This is a genomic window from Streptomyces sp. 15-116A (assembly GCF_025290915.1).
In the GTDB taxonomy this organism is placed as follows: Bacteria; Actinomycetota; Actinomycetes; order Streptomycetales; family Streptomycetaceae; genus Streptomyces.
In genome coordinates this window covers 1-7,631 of record NZ_JAOCQE010000288.1, presented here as the reverse complement: position 1 = coordinate 7,631, position 7,631 = coordinate 1, and the positions used below count along the sequence as shown (strand labels likewise).

Genomic DNA, 7,631 nt, shown 5'->3' with positions numbered 1-7,631 from the left:
CCCGCCCACCCGTCTATCCCGCGGCAGTCGTGCCTCCCCCAGTGCCTTAAGGGCCTGGGAGGTGCCCCCAGGGCGATGGGGGTCCCCCCGCTCATGGGGGTCCCCCCGCTCATGGGGGTCCCCCCGCGCGAGCGAAGCCGAGCGTGGGGGAGAAGCCGAGAGTGGGGGAGAAGCCGAGAGTGGGGGAGAAGCCGAGAGTGGGGGAGGGTGGGCGCGGACGGCACCCCGTCAGCGCCGGGCCGCGCGACCCACCCCCGGCCAGCAGCAACACCGGGCCAGCGACACCGAGCTCACTCGGCGGCAGCCGCCCGCTCCGTCCCCGTCCGCACATCGACCTCACGCCAGAACCCCGCCCGAATGGCGTACCGATCCCTCTCATCGATCTGGTCGTCCTTGTGCGCGAGAAGCCCGAACCGCGCGGCGTAACGCAGCAGCTCGCCATCGATCCGATGCGGAATGCGCGGGTACATCCCGGAGAGTTTCTGCAGGTGGCTCTGATCGCCCAGCCGCTCCACCCAGCGCCGCGCGAAGACCTGCCCCACCTCGTAGGGATCACCGCCGACCGTGGTGATGTCCTCCTCCCGATCCGCCCACCGCTGCTCCGCCGTGGTCAGCTGCGCCAGCGTCGGCATGGACGCGGCCTCGGGCGGCTCGGCGACAGGCCGGTCCACCCACCCCTTGTCGGAGGACCACCGCAGCGTGGCGGAGGCCGGCGGCGCGGGCGGCGCGGCGGTGCCGGGGGCACGCAGCGCGGCCAGATCCTTCGGCGTGGGCACACCCTTCGCCGCAGGAGCCCGTTCCGCCGTGCCGTTGGACGCGGCACCGGCGGCCGGATGCGGTGCCTCCTGTGCGCTGCGGTCCCCTGTCGCCGTGAGCGCCGACTCGGGCAGCGGCGCGGAGAGGATCGCGGCGATCTCGGGCCGGGCGACGGGCGGCGGCGCGCACACGCCGGTGAACTCCTTGGCCCGCACCGCCTTGATGATCCACGCACGGTCCAGCACCCGGCGTTCGTCGGCCTCGGCGACCAGGTCCTCGGACTGGTTGTAGTCGCCGTCGGCGGCCTGCACGGCCCACAGATGCACGGCGACGCCGTGCTCCTTGGCGGCCATCATCCCCGGCAGCAGATCACCGTCGCCGGTGACCAGCACGATGTCGGAGCAGGCGCGGTTGCGGGCCAGTTCGGTCAGCTCGGCGTGCATCGCGGCGTCCACGCCCTTCTGCGCCCAGCGTCCGTCGCTGCGGGTCAGCGCGCCGAGGCGCACGGTGACCCGGGGCATCACGCGCAGCCTGCGGTGTTCGGGCTGCGGGACGCGGTCGGGGGCGCCGTCGAACCAGTAGATGCGCAGCAGCGGCTGCTGCGTGTCGGACTCGGCGCGTTCGCGCAGCCCTTGGATGAGGGCGGCGTGGTCGACGGTGATCCGGGACCGCGAGGGCTCCCCGGCGAGGAGACTGGCGGCGGCCCCCAGCAGATACCCGGCGTCCACCAGGACGATGCAGCGGTCCACGCGATCCACCCTCTTTCCGGGAGGTTTGCTTCGGGCTTGCTTCGAGTCTGCCCGACCACGCCGGGGTTAACGGCCCGAACTCGATCTTCGGCGTGGCGTTTCCACACTTCCTCCTCCGACCACGCCTGTCACACACGGTAATTGTCCAACATGCGCCGGTAATACGACTATGTGAATCTGATGCTGGCCCTGGCCCCTAGTCCCCCACAGGAGGCATCACCATGGCCAAGAACAAGAACCGTGACCGTAAGCAGCCGCAGAACCAGCGCGCCCAGCAGGCGTCGCAGCCGTCCGCGATCGAGACGCCGGACGAGCAGCGCACCTCGCAGGCGGCCCCCTCGGAGGTCGTCCACGGCAAGGGCCGGCAGAAGCGCTTCGGCCACAACTGACATCTTCATAACGGGTTGTTGAGACCCAGGCACAGCACGAGGGGCGCCCCCGGCATCGGGAGCGCCCCTCACGCGCGTCGGCGGTGCCCCGACAGCGCCGTCAGCCCGGTCAGCCGGCCAGGCAGGACGGGCCAAGCAGGACCTTCAGATCACCGAACAGGGCCGGGTCGGGCTTGACCCGGTGCCGGTCGAGCCGCAGCACCGTGGTCTTCGTCGGCCCCTGGAGCTTGATACGGACCTCGCTGTCGCCCTTGTGGTGACTGAGGATCTCGCCGAGGCGGCTGACCATCGGCGGCGTCACACGCGTCGCCGGGATGGTGAGCACCACGGGCGCGTTCGTCCCCGCGTTGGACAGGTCGGGGACCATCAGCTCCATCGCAACCAGGCGCGGCACGTCCTCCCGCTTGTCGAGGCGGCCCTTGACGAACACCACCGCGTCCTCGACGAGTTGCGTCGACACCAGCTGGTACGTCGCCGGGAAGAACATGCACTCGATGGAGCCCGCGAGGTCCTCCACCGTGGCGATGGCCCATGCGTTGCCCTGCTTGGTCATCTTGCGCTGGAGGCCGGAGATGATGCCGCCGATGGTGACCACCGCGCCGTCGCCGAAGTCACCGCCGGTGAGCTGCGAGATGCCCGCGTCGGCCTTGTCGGACAGCACGTGCTCCAGACCGAACAGCGGGTGGTCGGAGACGTACAGGCCGAGCATCTCCCGCTCCTGGGCGAGCAGATAGGTCTTGTCCCACTCCTCGGTGGTGAACTCCACGTCGAGCCCGAAGCCGGGCTCGCCGGCCTGCTCCTCGCCCATGCCGCCGAAGAGGTCGAACTGCCCCTCGGCCTCCTTGCGCTTGACCGCGACCACGTTGTCGATCATCGGCTCGTACTGGGCGGTGAGCCCCTTGCGGGTGTGCCCCATGGAGTCGAAGGCGCCGGCCTTGATCAGCGACTCGGTGGTGCGCTTGTTGCAGACGACCGCGTCGACCTTGTCGAGGTAGTCGGGGAAGGAGGTGTACTTCCCCTTGGCCTTGCGGCACTTGATGATCGACTCGACGACGTTGGTGCCGACGTTGCGCACCGCGGAGAGGCCGAAGAGGATCACGTCGTCGCCCTGGGCGGCGAAGTTGGCCTCGGACTCGTTGACGTTCGGCGGGAGCACCTTGATGCCCATGCGGCGGCACTCGTTGAGGTAGACGGCCGACTTGTCCTTGTCGTCCTTCACCGAGGTGAGCAGCGCCGCCATGTACTCGGCGGGGTGGTTCGCCTTGAGGTAGGCGGTCCAGTAGGAGACCAGGCCGTACGCGGCGGAGTGCGCCTTGTTGAACGCGTAGCCGGCGAACGGCACCAGCACGTCCCACAGCGCCTGGATGGCCTCGTCGCTGTAGCCGTTCTTGCGGGCGCCGGCCTGGAAGATGACGAAGTTCTTCTCCAGCTCCTCCGGCTTCTTCTTGCCCATCACACGGCGGAGGATGTCGGCCTCGCCGAGCGAGTAACCGGCGATGATCTGGGCGGCCTTCTGCACCTGCTCCTGATAGACGATCAGGCCGTAGGTGACGTCCAGGACCTCCTTGAGCGGCTCCTCCAGCTCGGGGTGGATCGGGGTGATCTCCTGCTGGCCGTTCTTGCGCAGGGCGTAGTTGGTGTGGGAGTTCATGCCCATCGGGCCCGGCCGGTACAGGGCCGACACGGCGGAGATGTCCTCGAAGTTGTCCGGCTTCATCAGCCGGAGCAGGGAGCGCATCGGGCCGCCGTCGAACTGGAACACACCGAGGGTGTCGCCGCGCTGGAGTAGTTCGAAGGTCGTGGGGTCGTCGAGCGGGAGGCTCAGGAGATCGATGTCGATCCCCTTGTTGGCCTTCACCATCTTGACGGCGTCGTCCATGATCGTGAGGTTGCGCAGGCCGAGGAAGTCCATCTTCAGCAGGCCGAGCGACTCACAGCTCGGGTAGTCCCACTGCGTGATGGTCACGCCGTCGGTGTGCCTGACCCAGACCGGCACGTGCTCGGTGATGGTCTCGCTGGACATGATCACGCCGGCCGCGTGCACGCCCATCTGCCGGACCAGGCCCTCCACGCCGCGCGCGGTGTCGATGACCTTCTTCACGTCCGGCTCGTTCTCGTACATCGCCCGGACCTCGCCCGCCTCCGAGTAGCGGGGGTGGCTGGGGTCGGTGATGCCGGACAGCGGGATGCCCTTGCCGAGGACGTCGGCGGGCATCGCCTTGGTGATGCGGTCGCCCATCGCGTACGGGTAGCCCAGGACGCGCGCGGAGTCCTTGATGGCGTTCTTCGCCTTGATGGTGCCGTAGGTGCCGATCATGGCGACCTTGTCGGCGCCGTACTTCTCCGTCACGTACCGGATGACCTCGACGCGCCGGCGCTCGTCGAAGTCGATGTCGACATCCGGCATGGAGATGCGCTCGGGGTTGAGGAACCGCTCGAAGATCAGGCCGTGCGGGATGGGGTCGAGGTCGGTGATGCCGAGGGCGTAGGCGACGATCGAGCCGGCCGCGGAGCCTCGGCCGGGGCCGACCGCGATGCCCTGCTTCTTGGCCCACATGATGAAGTCGGCGACCACGAGGAAGTAGCCGGGGAAGCCCATCGAGATGATGGTGTCCATCTCGTACTCGACCTGCTTCATGCGGTCGTCCGGGATGCCGTCGGGGAAGCGGCGCTGCATGCCGCGCATGACTTCCTCGCGGAACCAGCTGACCTCCGTGTAGCCCTCCGGGATGTCGAACTTGGGCATCAGGTCGCGCTTCTGGAACATGCCCGTGGTGTCGACCATCTCGGCGATCAGGGCGGTGTTGGCGCAGCCCTGCTGCCAGGCGTCCGAGGAGTCGATGGCGTACATCTCGTCGGTGGACTTGAGGTAGTAGCCGGTGCCGTCGAACTTGAAGCGGTCGGGGTCGGAGAGGTTCTTGCCGGTCTGGATGCACAGCAGCGCGTCGTGCGCCCCCGCCTCGTGCGCGTACGTGTAGTGCGAGTCGTTGGTGACCAGCGGGGGGATGCCGAGCTTCTTGCCGATCTCCAGGAGGCCGTCGCGGACCCGGTGCTCGATGTCGATGCCGTGGTCCATCAGCTCCAGGAAGTAGCGGTCCTTGCCGAAGATGTCCTGGTAGTCGGCGGCGGCCTTGAGCGCCTCGTCGAAGTGGCCGAGGCGCAGCCGGGTCTGGACCTCGCCGGAGGGGCAGCCGGTGGAGGCGACGATGCCCTCGGACCACTGGGCGATGGTCTCCTTGTCCATCCGGGGCCACTTCTGCAGCCAGCCCTCGGCGTACGCGTCGGAGGAGAGGCGGAAGAGGTTGTGCAGGCCGGTCTTGTTCACCGCCCACATCGTCTTGTGGGTGTAACCACCGGAACCGGAGACGTCGTCGCGCTTCTGGTGGGGCTGGCCCCAGAGGATCTTGCGCTTGTTGCGCCGGGACTCGGGGGCGACATATGCCTCGATCCCGATGATCGGGGTGATTCCGGCCTTCTGCGCGGAGTGGAAGAAGTCGTACGCCCCGTGCAGGTTGCCGTGGTCGGACATGGCGATGTGCGTCATGCCCATCTCGTTGCAGGCGTTGAACATGTCTTTCAGCCGCGCGGCACCGTCCAGCAGCGAGTACTGGGTGTGGACGTGCAGGTGCGTGAACGGCGGCTTTGACACGGTGCGGCCTCCAAGGAGAACAGCTGGTGACGGACGGGCGGCGAGTCTTGTGGTCAGCGTCGAAGTCTATGCCCCGGCACTGACACTCGGGGGCCCTCCACGCGTACCTTCGGGCGGGGGTCACGGGCACTCCCGTGAACCGTCACACGTTAGACATCCGGACGGCCCGGCCCGGCCGTCCGACGAGACGTCCCGCACCAGGAGGCACCCAGCGATGTCGGTCCCGCAGCTCAACGACGAGCACCGCGGTGAGGAGATTCTCACCGTCCTCGACACCGCCTTCGGCGAGCTCCTGGCCGCCGACCCGGCCGCGTTCCGCGTGAAGTTCCGCAAGATGGCGGCCTCGGCGTTCGCGTTCTACCGGGGGACGGCGTGCCTCTTCTACCACGACCTCCAGGCGGAGAAGCGGACCGGCCCGTACCTGGACGAGCGCACCTCGCGCGTGTGGATCCACGGCGATCTCCACGCGGAGAACTTCGGCACGTACATGGATTCGAACGGCCGCCTGGTCTTCAACGTCAACGACTTCGACGAGGCGTACGTCGGCCCCTTCACCTGGGACCTCAAGCGCTTCGCCGCCTCGGTGGCGCTGATCGGCTACGCGAAGGCGCTCAGCGACGCGCAGATCACGGAGCTGGTGGAGGTCTACGCGGCCGCCTACCGCGAGCGCATCCACGCGCTGGCGACGGGCGCGAAGAGCGACGAGGTCCCGCCGTTCACGCTGGACACCGCGCAGGGCCCCCTGCTGGACGCGCTGCGTGACGCCCGCTCGCTGACCCGTTTCTCCCTGCTGGACTCGATGACCGAGATCCGCGACTTCGAGCGCCGCTTCGCCTCCGGCGGCGGCGCGGTCGAGCTGGACGCGGCCACGCGCTACAAGGTGCTCGCCGCCTTCGACGGCTATCTGGAGACCCTGCCGGACGCCTCGCTGGCCCGCCCGGACTCCTACCGCGTGAAGGACGTCGTGGGCCGCCGCGGCATCGGCATCGGCTCGGCCGGACTGCCGTCGTACAACATCCTGCTCGAAGGGCACAGCGACGCCCTGGAGAACGATGTGGTGATCTACATCAAGCAGGCGCAGACCCCGGCGGTTTCCCGCCACATCACCGACCAGGCGATCCGGGACTACTTCCAGCACGAGGGGCACCGCACGGTGATCTCCCAGCGCGCCCTGCAGGCGCACGCCGACCCGTGGCTGGGCTGGACCGAGCTGGACGGGGCGGGGCAGCTGGTCGCGGAGGTCTCGCCGTACGCGGTGGACCTGAACTGGGGCGACATCGACGAGCCGGAGGAGATCGCCCAGGTGGTCGCCGACCTCGGCCGGGCCACGGCCACGATGCACGCGGCGGCGGACGACACCTCGGGCGAGTCCCTGGTGCCGTTCTCCACGGAGCGGGCCATCGACGCGGCGATCGCCGCCGACGAGGAGGGCCTGGCCCCGCTGCTGGTCGACTTCGCCCACACCTACGGCGCACGCGCCCGCGGCGACCACCAGATCTTCCTGGACCTGTTCCGCAACGGCAGGATCCCTGGCCTGTGATCGTCCGGCCGTCCACAGGAACCCTTTAGGAATCCCTTACCGGAGCACGTGACACACTTTCCCCGCCATGGACATATCCGGAACCCAGCTCAGAGCCGTCCGCGCGGCGCTGTTCACGGCAGTGGTCGTGACGCTCAGCACCGCGTCGCACGTGCTGCTGTCCGGGGCTCCCCTGCCGCTGAACACGGTGGCCGCGATCGCCGCCGCCGTGTTCGTCCTGGCGTACGCGCTGGCGGGCCGGGAGCGTTCCTTCGGGCGGATCGCCGCACTGCTGATCCCGCTGGAGCTGGCGGCCGACACGGTGTTCACCACCGGCCAGCACGTCTGTTACGGCCGGATGGGCGGCCCCGTCGCGGGCCCGCTGCGCTCGGTCGGCTTCGACGTGCTGTGCGGTGACGGCACGAGTGTGGGCACCCCGCTGGCCCGGATGACCGGTGGCGCCGCGACGGGCGGCGACCGGCTGGCGGCGCTGCTCGCGCAGGCCGACCCGGGCACGGCGTGGCTGCTGCTCGGCGCGCACATCGGGGTGGGCCTGTTCGCGGCGGCGT

The 7,631-nt window shown here is 69.1% G+C and carries 5 protein-coding genes; 3 read left to right on the top strand and 2 right to left on the bottom strand.

Translation table 11 applies throughout. The features are described from left to right. Positions 1-290 precede the first annotated feature (290 nt). On the bottom strand, positions 291-1,505 hold the full coding sequence (locus N4P33_RS29875) for an NYN domain-containing protein (protein WP_260830070.1): 1,215 nt from the start codon (positions 1,503-1,505) through the stop codon (positions 291-293). A 221-nt stretch (positions 1,506-1,726) separates the two neighbouring features. On the opposite strand from N4P33_RS29875, the gene N4P33_RS29870 reads away from it, so the two are divergent. Next, positions 1,727-1,894: a hypothetical protein gene (locus tag N4P33_RS29870; RefSeq protein WP_260830069.1), complete on the top strand. Its 168-nt coding sequence runs from the start codon at positions 1,727-1,729 to the stop codon at positions 1,892-1,894. 109 nt (positions 1,895-2,003) lie between these two features. On the opposite strand, the gene dnaE is transcribed toward N4P33_RS29870, so the two are convergent. Then, positions 2,004-5,543, bottom strand: coding sequence for a DNA polymerase III subunit alpha (gene dnaE, locus N4P33_RS29865; RefSeq protein ID WP_260830068.1), 3,540 nt, complete (start codon positions 5,541-5,543; stop codon positions 2,004-2,006). Positions 5,544-5,757: 214 nt separating this feature from the next. Here dnaE and N4P33_RS29860 point away from each other — a divergent pair, with 214 nt between their 5' ends. Next, the gene (locus N4P33_RS29860; protein WP_260830067.1) at positions 5,758-7,083 is read left to right on the top strand and encodes a DUF2252 domain-containing protein; all 1,326 of its coding nucleotides are present in this window, start codon (positions 5,758-5,760) and stop codon (positions 7,081-7,083) included. Between the two features lie 67 nt (positions 7,084-7,150). Next, the coding region (locus N4P33_RS29855) for a hypothetical protein (RefSeq protein ID WP_260830066.1) at positions 7,151-7,631 on the top strand (481 nt) is incomplete at its 3' end.

Excerpts from the sequence above, each read along its gene's own strand:
- N4P33_RS29870 (WP_260830069.1), top strand. The coding sequence starts at position 1,727 with ATGGCCAAGAACAAGAACCGTGACCGTAAGCAGCCGCAGAACCAGCGC.
- N4P33_RS29860 (WP_260830067.1), top strand. The coding sequence starts at position 5,758 with ATGTCGGTCCCGCAGCTCAACGACGAGCACCGCGGTGAGGAGATTCTC.